This window comes from Acidobacteriota bacterium (genome assembly GCA_020845575.1).
GTDB lineage: Bacteria > Acidobacteriota > Vicinamibacteria > Vicinamibacterales > Vicinamibacteraceae > Luteitalea.
Map to the genome: position 1 here is coordinate 93,834 of JADLFL010000044.1, position 17,082 is coordinate 110,915.

14 protein-coding genes are annotated in these 17,082 nt (G+C 69.7%); 9 read left to right on the top strand and 5 right to left on the bottom strand.

Annotated elements, in window-relative coordinates; genetic code table 11:
• Positions 1 to 7: 7 nt before the first annotated feature.
• Entirely contained in the window at positions 8 to 2,461 is a 2,454-nt protein-coding gene (locus tag IT182_12965; protein MCC6164252.1) for an ABC transporter permease, read from the bottom strand.
• Positions 2,462 to 2,573: 112 nt separating this feature from the next.
• Here IT182_12965 and IT182_12970 point away from each other — a divergent pair, with 112 nt between their 5' ends.
• From IT182_12970 to IT182_13005, 8 genes are read left to right on the top strand one after another with little or no spacing between them, the layout of a single operon-like run.
• A complete protein-coding gene (locus IT182_12970) occupies positions 2,574 to 4,652 on the top strand; it encodes a S9 family peptidase (GenBank protein MCC6164253.1) in 2,079 nt (692 codons plus the stop codon).
• A 1-nt stretch (position 4,653) separates the two neighbouring features.
• Positions 4,654 to 5,616, top strand: coding sequence for a stage II sporulation protein M (locus tag IT182_12975; protein MCC6164254.1), 963 nt, complete (start codon positions 4,654 to 4,656; stop codon positions 5,614 to 5,616).
• Positions 5,606 to 7,093, top strand: coding sequence for a DUF4129 domain-containing protein (locus tag IT182_12980; protein MCC6164255.1), 1,488 nt, complete (start codon positions 5,606 to 5,608; stop codon positions 7,091 to 7,093). Before IT182_12975 ends, IT182_12980 begins: the two co-directional genes overlap by 11 nt.
• On the top strand, positions 7,090 to 8,166 hold the full coding sequence (locus tag IT182_12985; GenBank protein MCC6164256.1) for a hypothetical protein: 1,077 nt from the start codon (positions 7,090 to 7,092) through the stop codon (positions 8,164 to 8,166). The genes IT182_12980 and IT182_12985 overlap by 4 nt, the downstream gene beginning before the upstream one ends.
• Entirely contained in the window at positions 8,163 to 9,131 is a 969-nt protein-coding gene (locus IT182_12990; protein MCC6164257.1) for a MoxR family ATPase, read from the top strand. Before IT182_12985 ends, IT182_12990 begins: the two co-directional genes overlap by 4 nt.
• Before the next feature lies 1 nt (position 9,132).
• Positions 9,133 to 10,443, top strand: coding sequence for a DUF58 domain-containing protein (locus tag IT182_12995; GenBank protein MCC6164258.1), 1,311 nt, complete (start codon positions 9,133 to 9,135; stop codon positions 10,441 to 10,443).
• Between the two features lie 7 nt (positions 10,444 to 10,450).
• Complete coding sequence (locus tag IT182_13000; protein MCC6164259.1) at positions 10,451 to 11,323, top strand: hypothetical protein; 873 nt, start codon at positions 10,451 to 10,453, stop codon at positions 11,321 to 11,323.
• A 43-nt stretch (positions 11,324 to 11,366) separates the two neighbouring features.
• On the top strand, positions 11,367 to 12,050 hold the full coding sequence (locus IT182_13005; protein MCC6164260.1) for an RDD family protein: 684 nt from the start codon (positions 11,367 to 11,369) through the stop codon (positions 12,048 to 12,050).
• A 5-nt stretch (positions 12,051 to 12,055) separates the two neighbouring features.
• On the opposite strand, the gene IT182_13010 is transcribed toward IT182_13005, so the two are convergent.
• Both IT182_13010 and IT182_13015 read right to left on the bottom strand, forming a co-directional pair.
• Positions 12,056 to 13,525, bottom strand: coding sequence for a serine/threonine protein kinase (locus tag IT182_13010; protein MCC6164261.1), 1,470 nt, complete (start codon positions 13,523 to 13,525; stop codon positions 12,056 to 12,058).
• On the bottom strand, positions 13,522 to 14,076 hold the full coding sequence (locus tag IT182_13015) for a sigma-70 family RNA polymerase sigma factor (protein ID MCC6164262.1): 555 nt from the start codon (positions 14,074 to 14,076) through the stop codon (positions 13,522 to 13,524). Before IT182_13015 ends, IT182_13010 begins: the two co-directional genes overlap by 4 nt.
• Before the next feature lie 230 nt (positions 14,077 to 14,306).
• On the opposite strand from IT182_13015, the gene rsgA reads away from it, so the two are divergent.
• Entirely contained in the window at positions 14,307 to 15,401 is a 1,095-nt protein-coding gene (gene rsgA / locus IT182_13020) for a ribosome small subunit-dependent GTPase A (protein ID MCC6164263.1), read from the top strand.
• Positions 15,402 to 15,405: 4 nt separating this feature from the next.
• Here the strand turns inward: rsgA and IT182_13025 are convergent, their stop codons facing one another.
• Together IT182_13025 and queG are read right to left on the bottom strand one after the other, a co-directional pair.
• Entirely contained in the window at positions 15,406 to 15,945 is a 540-nt protein-coding gene (locus tag IT182_13025) for a YqgE/AlgH family protein (GenBank protein MCC6164264.1), read from the bottom strand.
• Between the two features lie 21 nt (positions 15,946 to 15,966).
• Positions 15,967 to 17,022 (bottom strand): tRNA epoxyqueuosine(34) reductase QueG, encoded by a 1,056-nt coding sequence (gene queG, locus IT182_13030; protein MCC6164265.1) that lies wholly within the window; start codon positions 17,020 to 17,022, stop codon positions 15,967 to 15,969.
• Positions 17,023 to 17,082: the final 60 nt, after the last annotated feature.

Consider the following 17,082-nt stretch of genomic DNA (forward strand, 5'->3'; position numbering starts at 1 on the left):
TTCTCTCCTACCCCTTGCGCAGGAGCGTTGCCGGATTCAGGCGGACCGCTTGTCGCATCGGGATGCAGGCGGCAAGCGCCGCGGCGAGCAGCAGGCCGGCGACGGCGGCCGACAGCGTCAGTGGATCGAGAGGCTCGACACCATGGAGCAGGCCGCGCACCAGGTGGGTCGTGGCCACCGCACCGGCCAGGCCGACGAGCACACCGGCGCCGGCCAGCCGCAGCGACTCGCCGAGGACGAGGCGGCGCACGTGCGCGGCAGTGGCTCCCAGGGCGATGCGGATACCGATCTCACGATCGCGCTGACGGACCGATGCCGCAATGACGGCATAGAGGCCGATCGCGGCGAGCAGTAACGCTGCCGCTCCGAACAGGCCCAACAACAATGCGTTGAATCGCTGCGGCGCGAGCAGGCCGGCACGCGCCTCGTGGAACGGCGTGACGCGCGTGACGTGGATGTCGGCGTTCACCGCACGGATGCGATCGCGTGCTACCGTCGCGACCACGCTCAGGGGCGCCGCGGTGCGTATGGCAAGTACCTCCGCCGAGACGATGAACTGCGCATCAGGAAGATAGAGCGTCGGGTGCGACCGCGTGATGTCGCCGTACCGCACGGTCCCCGCCACGCCGACGACGGTGTACCAGCGGTCGGTCGAATCAGGGCCCCCGATCTTCAGTCGCTTACCGACGGGATCGATCCCGGGCCACACCACCGCGGCGACGTCTTCACTGACGATGGCGACCGGAAGCGTGCCGTCACGATCCGCGTCGGAGAAGGCGCGCCCCCGTGTCAGCGGGATGCCGATGGTCTCGAAGTGTCGCGCGTGAACCGACTCGAGGCTGAGCGCAGGATTGGCGGCGGCCTGGTCCACGCTCTGGCCTTCCGCCGTGAACACGGGCACCCACCATGACGCTCCGCCGGTCAACGGCGGCACGTGCAGTGGCGCGACCGCCGTGACGACCGGCACGGCCTCGAGCCTCGCCACGATGTCATCGAGCAACTGCCTGTGCCGACCGCGGCCCTCCGTGGCGGCACGCGGGAGCACGAGATCGACGAACACGAGACGGTCCGTCGCAAACCCTGTGTCGACGGTCTGCAGATACAGCATGGTGCGCGCCAGCAGCCCCGCAACTGCCACGACCATGACGGCCAGTGCGACCTGCGCCACCACGAGTGCTCGTCGTCCATGACGAGTGGCCGGACCACTCAGACTGCGCCCGCCGCTACTCAGTTGCGAGACGAGATCGAGGCGTACGGACGACAGCGCAGGCGTCAGCGACGCGAGCATGGCGGTGACGAGCGCGAGCAGCGTCGTGAACAGCACGACGCTCGGGTCGAACCGCACCGACTCGACGCGCGGCAACATCGAAGGCAGCCACGCAGCAAGCCCCCGCAGGCTCCACCACGCAACAGCCAGCCCGACTCCGGCAGCACCACCGGTGAGGACGAGGCTCTCGGCAAATACCTGGCGCACGATGGCGCTGCGCCGGGCGCCAAGTGCCGCACGCACCGCCACCTCCGCGCGACGTGCCTCGCCGCGCATCAGCAGGAGGTTGGCGACGTTGGCCGTCGCGATGAGGAGCACAAGGCCCGCCGCTGCCAGCAATGCCAGCAGCACGGGACGCACGTTGCCCACGACGCGCTCGGCCAGGGGGCGCACGACCGGCGTCAAACCGCGCGTCTCGGCTGGCGGCGCGTCGGCCTCGTAGTGGCGTATCAACGCCGCCAGTTCGCTTGTCGCCTGTTCGATCGTGACGCCGGGCTGCAGCCGCGCCACGAGATCGACCTCGCGACGAGCCGCATCACCGAACGCTCCCCTGGTCGAGAACGATCGCGTCGTTCGCCACACCTCGACACCAGCGGGGAAATCCAGCTCCCGCGGCATCACGCCGACGATGGTGAAGGGCGACTCGTCGAGCGTAATCTGGCGGCCGATGACATCCGGTGCGCCGCCGTAGTGCCGCTGCCACACGCCGTGACTCAGCACCAGCACGCGCTCCGCGCCCTCCACATCGTCGTCGGCATCGAGCGTCCGGCCGATGAGCGGGCGCACGCCGAGCACGTCGAAGAATCGACCCGTGACTGGTGCGGCCATGACGTGCACCGGCTCGCCACGAACCACGATGGTCGATTGCGACGTACCGTGTGACGACACGCCTGCGACGGTAAGAAGCAGACCGCTGTCTCGTGCAACTCGCTCGACATCGACATCGCCGAAGGAGTAATGGGCAAGGTCGGGTTTGCGCAGTTCCTTCCACGCGACGATGAGACGGTCCTGGTCGTGCACCGGAAGCGGTCGAAGGAGCACACCATGAACCAGCGCAAACATCACGGTGGTCCCGGCGATACCGATCGCCAGCGTGGCGATGGCTGCGGCCGCAAACGCAGGCGCGCGCCACAGGTTTCGTGACGCGAGACGCAGATCACGACCGAAGTCTTCCACAACCCGCCGCCAGAACATGTCGAGGTATCTCCGCCCGGATCCTACCGCCAGATGCCCACTTCCTCCGCCGTAGCCCGGTGGGCGGGCCGGGCAAGCCCGGCCCCTACGCTCCCTTGTCCTACAATTGCCCATGCCCAGCCTGCTCATCCGTTACCGCCCGTTCGCGGCTGCCGGTCTGATCCTCACGCTGCCGGCCGCCTCGTCTCTTGCGCAACCCGCGGCGTCCGCGGCGCCGCGACCGATCGCCGTGGCCGACGTCGACAGGATCGTGTCGGTGCGCGATCCGCAGCGCTCGCCCGATGGACAGTGGGTGACCTACACCCTTGCCACCGTCGACGTCGCCAAGGACAAGACCGACACCGACGTCTGGATGGTGAAGTGGGACGGCAGCGAGCGCATCCGCCTGACGTCGACGCCGGAGGCCGAGACGTCGGCGCGCTGGAGCCCCGACGGCAAGTGGATCTCCTTCCTGCGGCAGGACGACAAGAAGAAGACACAGGTGTGGACGCTGAGCCGTCTCGGTGGCGAAGCGCAGGTGCTCACCGCGCATCCCGGCGGCGTGTCCGACTACGCCTGGTCGCCCGACAGCACGCGGCTCCTCATCACCGCACGCGACGTGGACCCGGCCGCCGAAGACGACAAACCCGACAAGGCGCCCAGGCCGATCGAGATCGAGACGTTCAAGTTCAAGCGCGACGGCGTGGGATACGTTGACGGACGGTTACGTACGCACCTGCATCTCTTCGACGTCGCGACGCGTACGACCACGCCGCTGACGTCAGGTGCCTACGACGACAGCGGCGCGACATGGTCGCCGGACGGCGCGCTCGTCGCCTTCCTGAGCGCACGATCCGACAATCGCGAGAAGTCCACGGTGCGCGAGGTGTACGTGATCGAACCGCGCGCCGGTGCCACGCCGCGCCAGGTCAGCACGACGGCCACGCGCCACGGCGAGCCACTCGCTTTCAGCCCCGACAGCCGGCGCCTGCTCTTCATGCAGGGCAGCGACGTCCGCTACGACGCGTACGAGCAGTACCGCATCGCCGTGGTCCCGGTGACAGGCGGCACACCCACGTTCCTCGCCGACACGCTCGACAGGCCGGTGAGCGACGCCACGTGGTCGCGCGACGGCTCGCTCGTGACGTTCGTCGTGAGCGACGACCGCGCGCAGCACGTCGCATCCGTGCCTTCCAGTGGCGGTGCCGTCACTCGCATCACATCAGGCGATCGCGTCGTTCGTGGCATCGCCGATAGCCGCGCCGACGATGGGTTCGCGGTCCTCGTGAGCACACCAACGCAGCCAGACGAGGTGTACGCGCTCGACAACGGTGCACTCCGCAAGCTCACGGGACACAACGACTGGATGGCGAAGGAACTGACACTGGGCACGCTGAGGGCCGTCGAGTTCACCAACAAGGACGGCCTCCGCATCGGCGGATTGCTGACGCTTCCGCCGGGGACGACGACCGCCTCGAAACTGCCGCTCGTGCTGCACATCCACGGCGGCCCGAACGGACAGGACAGCTACGGCTTCATGTTCGACCGCGAATGGATCGCCGCCAACGGCTATGCCGTCCTGCAGGTGAACTATCGCGGCAGCAACGGGCGCGGCCAGGCGTTCCAGACCGCGATCTACGGCGACTGGGGCAACAAGGAAGTCGTGGACCTGCTGGCCGGCGTGGACTGGGCCATTGCGTCTGGCATCGCCGATCCCGCTCGACTCGGCATCGGCGGCTGGAGCTACGGCGGCATCCTGACCAACTACACCATCGCGACGGACCCACGCTTCAAGGGCGCCGTCAGCGGTGCCGGAAGCTCGCTGCAGCTCACCATGTACGGCACCGACCAGTACATCGTCCAGTACGAGACGGAGATGGGCCAGCCGTGGAAGACGATGGATCGGTGGATGAAGGTGTCGTACCCGTTCTTCAACATCGAGCGGATCAAGACGCCGACCTTGTTCATGACCGGCGAGAAGGACTTCAACGTGCCGGCGATCGGCAGCGAGCAGATGTATCAGGGGCTCAGGTCCGTCGGCACGACGACGCGCCTCATCGTCTATCCCGGCCAGTATCACGGCATCACGCGACCGAGCTATCGCCGGCACCGGCTCGAACAATGGGTGGCGTGGTTCGACACGTACGTGAAGGGCACGCCGCGCACGCAGACGCCGGCGACGGGCACGGCCACGGCGACTCCCGCGCGGTAGCGTGCTTCGCGAGCAGCAGTTCGCCGCGAGACGGCAGGACGCGTGGGCGTGGTGGGACGGGTGGGTCGCCGCCCGGCGTGCCGGCATCGCGACGCCCGACGAGGGCGAGGACATCGCGGTCCGCTTCCGCCGGTTGTGCCACGACCTGGCGCTGGCGCAGGATCGCGACTACTCGCTCGCGCTGGTCACCGCGCTCCAGGCGCGCGTGCTCGGCGCGCATCGCGAGATCTACGGTGTCGCCGGGCGGCCGTCGGTGTCGTGGCTGTCGTTCATCACGCGCGACCTGCCGCGACACGTGCGCCGCGAAGCGCGGCTCGTGCTGGCGTCGGCCATCCTGCTGCTCGGTCCGTTCCTCCTGCTCACGGCGATCGTCATCGTCGTGCCGTCGGTGGCCGATCTCCTGATCGGACCGGGCACACGCGCGTCGCTCGAACAGATGTATCCCGCACACGGATCGTCGCGTGCGCGTGGCGCCGCAGTCGACTGGCAGATGTACGGCTTCTACATCGCCAACAACGTCCGCATCGACTTCCAGTGCTTCGCGGGCGGCATCCTCTTCGGCGCGGGCAGCGTGTTCTTCCTCGTCCTGAACGGCCTGATCATCGGCGCGTCGGCGGGCTACGTCACCGCGACGGGCGGCGGCGTGCCGTTCTGGTCGTTCGTGGCCGGACACAGCGCGTTCGAACTGATCGGTGCCGTGCTCTCGGGCGCGGCCGGCCTCATGCTCGGACGCGGCCTGCTGTCGCCGGGCGCCTGGCCTCGACGACACGCGCTCACGCTCGAAGCCCGGCGCGCCGTGCCGTTGCTGCTCGGTGCCGCGCTGCTGACGGCACTCGCCGCCGTCATCGAGGCATTCTGGTCGCCGAGCGCGAGCGTGCCGCCTGACATGAAATACGCCGTCGGGCTCGCGCTGTGGCTGCTGACGGTGCTGTACTTCATACGCGTAGGACGCGATGCGGACTGACGACATCGCCGTCGACCTGCGTCCGCGCAACGACTTCGAGGCCGTCGACCTCGGCATCGCGCTCGGACGCGCATGGTCGGCGCAGTTCGTGCCCGCGTGGCTCTTCGCCTACGCACTTCCGGCGTTCGCGATCGTCGCCCTCGCGCCACGGCCGTTCCTCGGCGTGGCGTGCGCGTGGCTGCTCAGGCCGTGGGCCGAGCGCGCGATCCTCATCGTGATGGCCCGGCGCTTCTTCGATCACCCGATCACGGTTCGGCAGGCGCTTGTCGACACGCTCCGCGCACCCGCGCACTTCGGGCCGTGGCTCGCGAGCGTCACATGGCGACGCCTGAGTCCCGTGCGCACCGCGTGGCTGGCCGTCTGGGAGCTCGAAGGACTACGCGGGCAGGCCGCTCGCGCCCGCATGCACGTCCTCACGGCGCGCGGATACGGCACCTGCGTGGCGGCCGCCGTCCTCGGGCTCGCAGCAACGGTCCTCACGATGCTTGCGCTCGTCGGCCTCGCACTCGCCCTGGTGCCCGATCCGATGGGTGAACGGATGACGGCGTGGCTCGATGGCGACGTCCCGCTGCTCACGACGCAGGGACGGACGTGGGCCCTGCTCCTCATCGCGAGCGACGCACTGTGCGCGCCGTGGGTCACGGCAGCGCAGTTCGGGTGGTATGTCAGCCGTCGCACCGACCTCGAAGCGTGGGACATCGAGATCGTCTTCCGTGCGCTTGCACGCCGCGTGGCCGCGCCGTTGGTCCTCGCGATCGCACTGCTCTTCCCCGCGCCCGTGGTGCGGGCACAGGAATCCGTCGAACTGCCAGATGCGATCGATGCGGAAGTCGAAGCTGACATATCAGACGAGGAGTTCGATCCGGCCGAGGCGATCGCCACGATTCTGGAGGCCCCCGAGTTCGGACGCAACGAGACGGTGCAGCAGTGGCAACTGCGCCGCACGCCGCAAGTACCGGATGCCAGGCCTCCGGCGTGGCTCGACGCGCTCTTCGATCGCCTCGCCGCGCTCGGTACGCTGTCGCGCGGCGCCACGTGGGCCTTCCTCGCGTTCGTCGTGGCGGCGATCGTCCGCCTCGTGTGGCGACGCGGACGCTGGCGCACGGCCGGAACTGCCGCCAGCCCTGTAGAGACCGAGTTCGAATTCGCGGCGACACCTGGTACCGACGAGGACGTCGTCGCGCGCGCACGTCAGGCCATCGACGAGGGTCGCGTGCGCGACGCGATGGGGCATCTCTACCGCGGCGTGGTGCGGTTCGCCGTGCGGCGCGGACTGTACGACGCGCGCCCCGGCGACACGGAAGGCGACTGCCTGCGGCAGGTTCGCGGCAGGCTCGATCCCGATGCCGAGCGCGCGGTGCGCGACGTGGTCCGCGCGTGGCAGGGCGCGGCCTATGCCCGTCGCGAGCCGTCCGTCGAACGCGCGCGCGCCATGTGCGACGCATACGGCTCTCATCTCGTGGACGGCCCGGCATGAAGCGACGCGTCATTGCCGGCATCCTCGTCGCCCTCGCGGTCGCGGGCGGCATCGCCACCGCACGACGTCTCTTCGAGCGCGTGCCGGTGACGATCCGTCGCGGGGCATCGGCCGAAGTCCGCAAGCAGCCGCGCCTCGCGTTCGAGCGCCTGCTCGACGCCGGTCTCTTCACCGCGGACATCGTCGATGTGGGAGTTGCCGCCGTCGGAGAGTACCCGCTCGGTGCCACGCTGATGCTCACGGAGCGCGACCTCGCGCTGACGCGCGCAACGGAAGACGCACTGCTTTTCTGGGTCAGGATAGGAGGCACACTGGTCCTCGAGCCCTCGTACGGTGCGCTTTCGCAGCGCCTTGGCGTGCGCGAACCGGATCGCCGCGCCGTGTCGTTCACCACCGACGGGACGTACATCGAACCACCGACCACTGTCACCATCCAGGATCCGCAGCACGAGACGCCGTTCACGATCGAGACGCCCTCGGGCTTCCTCCTCTCCACGCCACCGCTGTGGAGCAGCGGCGACGGACACGGCGGCCTGGCGATCGCCTACGTACCGCACGGCGAGGGCGTCGTCATCCTCGTCGCCGGCCTCTCGACGATGTGGCACAACGAGGCCATCGGGCGGCACGAACACGCAGCCCTGCTCTGGCATCTCGCCACGCGCGAGACGCTCGACGGCCTCGTGCTGCTGGCCGACACCGCCGTGCCCGAGCTCGAATGGCAGGCCGTGGCGCGCACCGGCTGGCCGGTCGTGACGGCCGCCTGCGTACTTGCAGTGCTCGCCTTGTGGCGTGTGCTGCCGCGTCCCGGACTGGTGTTCGCCCCGCCGGCGCCGGAACGACGCGAACTGGGCGCGCACCTCGACGCCCTGGCGCGCTTCCAGGTGCGGGATGCGCGGTTCTCCGCGCTGACAGTACCCGCGCAGCGCGCTGTCGCACAGCACCTGCGACGGCGGCCCTGGGATACACGTCCCGGCGACAACGCGGCGATCGCGGCCACACCCGCGACACCCGTGGACTTCCTCGATACGATTCAGCGACTCCGCCACATCTGGCGTCGCCTCCATCGCATATGACCGCTCTGACCTCCTCCGACGCTTCCGCCGCCATCCTCCGGGTCCGCGCTCATCTGCAGCGCGTGATCGTCGGGCAGGATCAGGCGATCGACGAAGTGCTCGCGGCACTCCTCTGCGACGGACACGTGCTCATCGAGGGTGTGCCCGGTCTCGGCAAGACGCTGCTGGCGCGTGCACTGGGTCGCGCCATCGACGGTCGCGTCACACGCATCCAGTTCACGCCAGACCTGATGCCCGCCGATATCGTCGGTCACGCCGTGCTGGAGCCCGGTACGCAGCGCGTCGTGACGCGCGAGGGCCCCGTCTTTGCCAACATCGTCGTCACCGACGAGATCAACAGGGCCCCGGCCAAGACGCAGGCCGCGCTGCTCGAAGCGATGCAGGAGCGGCAGGTGACGCTCGAAGGGGTGTCGCGCCCGCTGCCGCGCCCGTTCCTCGTCATCGCCACGCAGAACCCGATCGAACACGAGGGCACGTATCCCCTGCCTGACGCACAACTCGATCGCTTCCTGTTCCGCATCCGCATGGGGTATCCATCGCAGGCCGACGAAGAAGCGCTGACGCGCGCGGTGACGGAAGGGCGCACCGGCGCCGACCTCGACGTGACGTCGCTGCCGCCCGTGCTCACGCCCGACGACGTGGCGGCCCTGCAGGCGGAAACGGCGAATGTCCTCGTGGAAGACCGCGTGCTCGCCTACGCGGTTGCCGTGGCACGCGCCACACGTGAGGCTCCGGGCGTGATGGCGGGCGCAAGTCCCCGCGCGAGCATCGGACTCGTGCGCGCGGCGCGGGCGCTCGCCATCCTCGACGATCGCGACTTCGCCACGCCTGACGATGTGAAGCGCGCGGCGCCGGCGGTACTCCGTCATCGCGTCACGCTGTCTGCCGACGCGGAACTCGACGGCCAGGACGTCGACACCGTTGTCGAAGGCGTGCTCGCGCAGGTGCCCGCGCCGCGAGACTGACATGCTGCTGCCCGCGCCTCCCGCTCTGGCCGTTGTCACCGGCTGCCTCGCCGCCGGCGTCGCGGCGAGCGTGTGGCCGTCGCTGCAGCCGGCGTGGCTCGCGATGGGCGGCATGGCGGCGGTGGCCGGCGGCATCGACGCATGGCGCCTGCGCGAGCGCGCACGCAACGTCACCGCCTCTCGCGTGTTGCCCGCGATTCTGCCCGTAGGGCGACGGCATGGGTACCACGTACGACTGACAGGACCGCGCGACATGCGTGTCGCCGTGGTCGATCAGTTGCCGCTCGGGCGCGCCGAGTCGCAACCGCCGATCGCGGTACACGTGCCTGCCGGTGCACGCGGCGCACGCGTGCCTCTGGTGGTCGAACCGTCCGTGCGCGGACGCTACTCCGCCGGCGCCATCGTCACGCGGCTGCGATCGCCGTGGCGACTCTGGGACTGGCAGTCGCTGCACAGGCAGGACGGCGCCGTGCGCGTGTTCCCCGACTTCAGCCAGGCCGGCGGCGGGTCCGTAGAGGCCGTGGACCTGCGCGTGCCGCCAGCCGGTGCGCGCCTGGCACCGCGACGTGGGCACGGCCTCGAGTTCAAGGAGCTGCGCGACTATCGCGAAGGCGATGCCTTGCGGCTCGTCGACTGGAAGGCCACCGCGCGGCGCGGACGTCCGATCACGCGCGAGTACGAGGATCAGCGCGACCAGCAGATCCTGCTCGTGCTCGACTGCGGTCTTCGCCTGCGCACGCGCGACGGCACGCTCTCGCACTTCGACCATGCGTTGAACGCCGCGCTGCGTCTCGCGGCCGTGGCGCTGGCGCAGGGCGACGCTGTCGGCTGCGCGACGATCGCGCACGACCACGCGCGCCTGCTGCCGCCGCGCAAGTCGCGCGCCACGCTGCAGCGGCTCGTGCAGGGGTTGTACGACCTGCAGCCCGGCCACCGCGTGCCTGACTATCTCGCCGACGCGCGCGCGCTGCACGATCGCCTGCGACGACACAGCCTCATCGTGCTGCTGACGGCACTGCGCGACGAGGACGAGGAGCAGTTGATCGCGGCCACCCGTCTGCTGCGGCGCCGGCATCGCGTCACCGTGGCCAGCCTGCGCGAACAGGTCGTCGACGAGCGGCTGCGCGCCGGCGTGGTGTCGCTGGACGATGCCGCGCGATGGACAACAGCCATCGAGTACGCTCAGGTGCGCGAGGCCCTCATCGGCCGGCTGCGACAGCGAGGAGTCGACGTGCTCGACGTCCCGCCGTCGCACCTGGCCGTGGCACTGTCGAACCACTACTGGCGCCTGAAGCGCGCCGGGAGCCTTTGATATGACCATGGACAACCCGTTCCGTCCTCCCGATGCCGTCCTCGGCACGTCGCCGAGCTTCGGCGCGCCAGGCACACTCATCGCGGAGGGGCGTACACTGCCCGCCGCGCACGGCTGGCAGTGGGTGCGCGGCAGCGTGAGCACGATCGCGCGGGCGCCGCTGCAGTGGGTCGGCATCGCCCTGCTGTTCGTGGGGCTGACGATCGCCATCAGCCTGGTGCCGATCGTCAGCCTGTTCTCCAGCGTCATGATGCCGATCCTGATCGGCGGCCTGATGATGGGATGCCGCGCCGACGAACTGGGCCGCCAGATCGCGGTCCGCGACCTGTTCGGGGCCTGCCAGGCACCGCACCTGCAGCCGCTCGCCATGGTGGGTGTGCTCTACCTGGCGGCGTCAATCCTGCTCATCATGTGCATCGGCATCGTCGCAGCCATCGGCATCGGCGTGGCGGCGGTGGTCGGCGGCGCGGAGGCGATCGAATCGCAGCCGCTGCTGCTTGCCGCCGGCATCGCCATCGCCGTGCTGCTCGTTGTCGGCGTGTCCGTGGCGCTGTCGATGACGATCTGGTTCGCGCCGGCGCTCGTCGTATTGCACGGACTCCAGCCGATGGACGCGATGCGCACGAGTCTGCGAGGCGCGCTGCGCAACATGCTGCCGTTTCTCGTCTACGGTCTCGCCGTGCTGGGCATCGCACTCGCGACCGCCTGCGTCGCCGGCGGGTTCATGATGATCGCCGGCATGGCGCTGGGATCCTCGGAGTTCGGGATTCCCGCGGCGGCCATCGGGGCAGCCGTGACTGGCGCGCTGGTGATGGTGCTGATGATCCCCACGTACTGGGCCGCGATGTATGTCAGCTATCGCGACGTCTTCATCGGCTGATCGCTCTGCCGCCTCCGACGGTCGCGTTGCGCGCATCGACACGATGCGTGCCGTCGAGACGCCCGAAGGGTGCGTCCTGTACCTGCGCACCGCGGGGCCCGTTGCACGCGCGCGGGCGTGGATCGTGGATTTCGGGATCCGCGTCGTGATCTACATGGGCGTGGGATCCGTGCTGCCGATACTCGGGCCCGCGGGTGTCGGCCTGTTCCTGGTGTTCGCGTTCCTGCTCGAGTGGGGATACCCGATCGCTTTCGAAGTCTGGCGCGATGGACAGACGCCGGGCAAGCGGCTCTGCGGTCTCACCGTCGTGCACGACGATGGGACGCCGGTGGGCGCCAGCGCGTCCATCGTGCGCAACATGCTGCGCGCCGTCGATTTCCTGCCCGTGGGCTATCTCGTTGCCGTCGTCAGCATGATCGTCGCGGGTGACGGACGCCGGCTCGGCGACGTCGCGGCCGGCACGCTCGTCGTACACGTGGATGCCGCGCAGCCGTCGACACCCACGTGGGCCGATCGCGCGAGCGAAGCGCCACGCGTGCCGCTGACCGCGCGCGAGCGCCGCGCTGTCGTCGACTTCGCGGCGCGCCTGCCCACGCTCTCGCCCAGCCGCGCCGAAGAACTGGCGAGGGTCGCCGCGCCCCTCGTCGCCGACACCGCGGGAGTCGACGCCACCACCCGCCTCGTCCGCACCGCCAACGCGATCCTCGGCGTCACGACGGAAGGGTAGAAACCCTACTCAGACATTGCGGCACGGCGGGTGGCGGGTTCTATCACCAGCGAGGCGACGGCGAGACAGACGGAGAGGCCGGCGGCGCAGACCGATGGCACGAGGGTGAGGTCGGCGGCGGCAAGCGCCATCCCCGCGACGAGCAGCGCGTACAGCACGTCGACGCCGGTCAACAGCGGCCACAACCTGACGCGTGCGTCGGCGATGTGACGCGGGTACTGGCGCGCGCTGAACCACAGGTGCAGACGCACGGACGTGGCAACAGCCGCCAGGCAGATGAGCGCGATGTGTGCCCACGCGCGCCAGGGCCTCGGAACCGCCGCAGCCACGAGCCAGCCAGGCCACAGCATGGCGATATACAACGCCGCCGTCGCCGCATGGTGCACGCCCAGCCATCGGCTCGACCATGAGGCGCGCTCGCTCTCGACAACGGGCGTGGACTCATCGCGCAGCGCCGCGTCAAGTGCGTCGGCGATGGCATGCATCGATGGAAACCGATCCTCTGGCTGTCGCGACAGGCATCGATGCACGAGGGCAATCTGCGCGGCCGTCAGCTGCGGCGCGCGCAAGGGAGCCGGCGCATCGCGCAGCATCCGCGCCCACACGCTCGCGATCGGCCCGTCGCCGAACGGCACACGCGCTGACGCGGCCTCGTACAGCAGCACGCCATACGAGAACTGGTCCGACAGCGGTGTCGCGTCTCCGCCGTCGAGCTGCTCCGGTGCCTGCGCGAGCGGCGTCCCGGCCTGCCCGACGAGCGTCAGACGCGCCGATGCGTCAGCATCCGCCAACGCAATGCCGAAGTCGACCAACCGGATGCCGTCCTCGCCGAGCACCACGTTGCCCGTCTTCACGTCGCGATGGACGACGTGCGCGGCGTGCGCGGCCGCCAGTGCCTCGGCGAGATCGCACGCCGCGGCATGCCACCGCTCGCGCGACAGCGGCCCCTGCGCCGCGATCACCTCGGCAAGCGACGGACCTTCCACGTACTCGGCGACGATCACCAGCAGGTCGTCCACCTCTTCCAGCGCGTGTACGGACACGATGTGCGGGTGACGAAGACCCGCCGCGATGCGCGCCTCGCGTTGGAGTCGCTCGCGTGCCTGCGCGTCGCGCGTGAGCGCGGCAGGCAGGACCTTCAACGTGACGCGGCGCCCGAGTCGCGTGTCCACGGCGATGTACACCACACCCATGCCGCCGCGCGCGAGCAGCCGTTCGACGCGATAGTGTCCGATCGCATCGCCAGGGGCGAACGCGTGCCCACCTGCCGCGTCGAGCAGGTCGACAGGCTGGATCACGGCACCACGCTCGAGGAAGTCATCCTCACGATCGTCGGACAACAGCGCGAGCACCTCCGCCCGCACGACGTCATCGTCAGGACACGACGTCTCGACGAATGCAACGCGCGCGTCTGGCGGCAGTTCGCGTGCCTCACCGAACAAGGCCGTCACGCGCGCCCACTGCGCCGGCGTCATGGACGTGCCTCGGACTGGAGGCGGCGGCGAAGCCACGCGCGGGCGAGCGCCCAGTCGCGCTTGGCTGTCGCAGGCGCGATAGCCAGTTCAGCCGCCACCTCGTCGATCGTGAGTCCGCCGAAGTAGCGCAGTTCAACGAGCCTCGCTTGACGTGGCGCACGCGCGGCGAGCACCTGCAACGCCTCGTCGAGGGCCTCCACGTCGGGGTCGCCCGCCGTCGAGGCCTCGATGCCGGTGAGTGTCACGCGCAGGCGATCACCGCCGCGCTTGAGCGCCCCGCGAGCGCGCGCCTCTTCGACGAGGATGTGCCGCATGGCGTTGGCCGCCATGGCGCAGAAGTGCGCGCGGTTGGCCCACGACGCGTTCGCGTCGCGCAGCAGGCGCACGTAGGCCTCGTGGACGAGCGCCGTCGGCTGGAGCGTGATCCCCTGCCGCTCGCCACGCACGTAGTGCCCCGCGAGCCGCCGCAGTTCCTCGTACACCTCCGGCCACACGGCATCGAGCGCCTCCTGCCCCCGCCCCATCGCCCCCGCGTCGCCCGTCCCGCCCATCGGACGCATTGTGCACCGACGAACGGGCTTCCGCCTTCGCGCCATGCGCTACGGCGGACCGTTCGCTCCATCCCCGGAGATCGCATTCGCACCATCCGTGGATCGCGTTCGCACCATCCCCTATTTCTCGAATGGAGGCCAGGGGTTTCAACCCCTGGCGAACGTCGCGTGATGGTAGGGCCGGCTCTCCGAGCCCGGCCGAACGGCCTGATCCCTCACAATGTCACCCGATGCAGGAGTCGCCGACGCTCGACGAACTCGGGTGGGATGCCGCGTGGGCCGACACATGGGCGGTGGGCCGGCACGCGGCGACGGAGGTGCCGGCGCGCGTGGTGCTCGAACACCAGCACATCTACCGCGTCCACACAGGCAGCGCGGAACATCTCGCTCGCGTGACGGGACGCGTGCGTCACAAGCTCGGCTCGCGTGAAGCATTCCCCGCCGTCGGCGACTGGGTCGCGCTCGCGCCGGCGGCACCCACCGAAGACATGGGCCGCATCGTCGACGTGCTGCCCCGGCGAGGCAGGTTCGTGCGCCGCGCGGCAGGCACCGTCGCCGAGGCACAGGTCGTGGCCGCCAACGTCGACGTCGTGTTCCTCGTGAGCGGACTCGATCACGACTTCAACGTCCGCCGCATCGAGCGCTATCTCCTCGCCGCGCTCGAAGGCGGTGCGAGTCCCGTCGTGGTGCTCAACAAGGCCGACCTCGATCGCAACATCGACGAGGTGCGTGAAGCGCTGGGCCCCGTGGCCGGGCAGGTGCCTGTCGCACTCGTGAGCGCCAGGACAGGACAGGGTCTCGATGCGCTCCGCGCGCACATCGGCGTCGGGCGCACCGCGGCGTTTCTCGGTTCGTCAGGCGTGGGCAAGTCGACGCTGATCAACAGGCTGATCGGTCGCGACGTGCAGCGCACCGCCGACGTGCGCGAGAGCGACAGCAAGGGGCGCCACACGACGACGCATCGCGAGCTCGTGGTCCTGCCTGGCGGGGGTCTGCTCATCGACACGCCGGGCATGCGCGAACTGCAGTTGTGGGACGTCTCGAGCGGACTCGACGAGGCGTTCGACGATGTGACGGCGATCGGCGTGGACTGCCGCTTCCGCGACTGCACGCACGACACGGAACCGCATTGCGCGGTGAAGGCCGCCGTCGACGAGGGCCGGCTGTCTGCGGAGCGCCTGGCGAACTATCAACGCCTCCGACGCGAAGTGTCCGCCCGTCCCGTTGACGAGGCAGACATCAAGGCCGCTGCCGAACGCCGGCGCGAAGGGCGCATCGCGTCGAAAGCGCTGAAGAAGCTCTACGCGAGGCAGGACCGGGGCTGAGTGCTCAGTGCACCCCATGGCCGAGTTGCAGGCTCTCCGGGCCAGTGCCAAGGCGGCGGAGGGCCTGGTTCCACATCTCGTCGGCGGGCGTCTCGAAGATGAGCGCGGGATCGACGTCGACGGTGAGCCACGCCGACGCGGCCATTTCCTCATCCAGCTGCCCCGGTCCCCAGCCGGCGTAGCCCGTCAGCACGCGCGCGCGATCGGGCGTGGCCTGGATCACGCGACGCAGCAGTTCGATCGAGGTCGACAGGTACAGGCCCGGCGCAACCTCCGTCTCCGCGTCCTCGTCGAGCGACTCTCCGAGCAGGATCCATCCACGCTGCGGCTCGACAGGACCGCCGGTCCAGAGGAGCGGTCCGTGGTTCTCGGCCAGCGGCGGATCGAACACCACCGCCTCGGCCGCCGCCATCGTCGTCGGGCGATTCAGCACGAGCCCGAACGCGCCGTCGGCCGTGTGGTCGCACAGCAGCACCACGGTCTTCTCGAAGTTCTCGTCGAGCATCTGCGGCATGGACAGCAACAACGCGGGCGCCAGGGACATCCCAGCATCATAAACGGCTGTTCAAGACATGCCCGAGATCCTGTTTCGCGCCCAGGCGATGTGTTCGATGACGATGGGATGGGCGAACGAGGGGTCGACGGCGGGGTCGCGCGGTTCGTGCAGGGCGGCGCGTGCGTCGGGGTCGGTGCTCGCGGCGATGGCGAGCGCGATGTTGCGGCGGAGGCGCCACACCTTGGTGCGGTACATCGGACTGTGGCGAATCGACGCCTGCAGCTCATCGTCTGACGCACGCCACACCTGTCCGAGCGTGGCCTGACGCCAGAGCGGACGCGCAACCCACACGGGATCGTCCGTCGTCGGTGCGCCGTTGTTCCACGGGCAGACGTCCTGGCACAGATCGCAGCCGTAGATCTGCGCGCCCACACGATCGCGCCACGCGGGGTCGATGCCCGCGTGCGACTCGATCGTCACGTACGAGAGGCAGCGCGTCCCGTCGACGACGTACGGCTGCACGATGGCGCCCGTCGGACAGACGTCGATGCAACGGGTACACGTGCCGCAGCGATCGGGCACGGTCGTGCCCGCCGGCAGATCGAGCGTCGTGAGAATCACCGACAGGAACAGCCACGACCCGAGCTGCTGGCTGATGAGGCACGTATGCTTGCCGATCCAGCCGAGTCCGGCCGCCGCGGCAAGGGCCTTCTCCTGCACAGGCCCGGTATCGACGTACCCCACCGCCTCGAAGCGCGCGCCCGCATGCTCCTTGAGCCAGCCGATGAGCAAGTGCTGCCGTCGCGCGATGACCTCGTGGTAGTCCTCGCCCCATGCGTATCGCGCGATGCGCGCCGCATCAGGCGACGTGCGCGAGACCGACAGCGGTTCGTCGGTGTGGTACAGCACACCCGTGACGATGGCGGAGCGCGCGCCGGGCAGGACACGCGCTGGATCCATCCGCGCGTCGGCCGACCGCGTCACGTAGTGCAGATCGCCCGCATAGCCCTGCGCGATCCAGTCGCGCAGGTAGTCGAGCCGCGCCACGCGGTCGACGGCCGCCACCCCGCACAGGTCGAACCCGAGCGTCAGCGCATGATCGCGAAGCGCATCAGTGGAGAGCATCAGATCCGGGCACCGGGCACCGGGCGACCGGGCACCGGAACGATCGGCAACGGCAAACGG